The sequence below is a fragment of the Pseudomonas sp. M5A4_2d genome, from assembly GCF_053345295.1.
Genome location: NZ_JBKEZW010000030.1, coordinates 1 through 729, shown reverse-complemented (window position 1 = coordinate 729; position 729 = coordinate 1). Strand labels below are relative to the sequence as shown.

Annotated in this window: 1 protein-coding gene; it reads right to left on the bottom strand. The window is 56.5% G+C overall.

Annotation, left to right across the window (positions count from 1 at the left end; all coding sequences use genetic code 11):
- A partial coding sequence (locus tag ACLBW8_RS28595; protein ID WP_447806922.1) for an immunoglobulin-like domain-containing protein occupies positions 1-729 on the bottom strand: 729 nt, incomplete at both ends.

Sequence of the window (729 nt, the reverse complement as noted above, 5' to 3'; positions counted from 1 at the left end):
TTACGGTTTGGTCGCCTTTGTACACATCATTTGGAGCTACAACCGAAACGGTGCCGCTCGACTGGTTCACACCGATAGTGATGGTCTGGCCGTTGTCCAAGGTCACGGTCAGCGGGTTGGTGATGTTAGTCACCGCGTTACCCGACTTGTCGACCAGCGACGCGGTGTAGACGATGTTGCCGCCTTCGCCGACGGTAGTAGTAGCGGTCAGAACCACATCAACTTTATCGATGGTGTCGTTGATCGTGGTGGTCGCGCCGTTGCCAGCAACTTCCAGCTTCTCGAAGTTACCGCCAGCAGCGTCAGTGATCTTGACCGTCTGAGTGCTCTTGTCGATGAACACGTCATCGCTAGGTGCTGGGACAGTCACAGTGCCGACGGTGTCGCCTGCCTTGATGGTAATGGTCGAGCCGTTATCGAGCTTCAGAGTGACGTCAGTGCCGGCCTTGTTGCTCAAGGTTGCGGTGTACGTAATCTGACCACCCTCGTTGACTGCGCTTGGCGCGGTCAAAGTGACGGTGGTGGTATCAGCGGTGCCCGGTGTGTCGGTCACGGTGGTGTTTACAGGTGTAGTACCCGGCACCAGGTTTTCGAAATGCTCGCCGCCGGTCACGCCTTTGATAGCGGTCGTTACGGTTTGGTCGCCTTTGTACACATCATTTGGAGCTACAACCGAAACGGTGCCGCTCGACTGGTTCACACCGATAGTGATGGTCTGGCCGTTGTCCA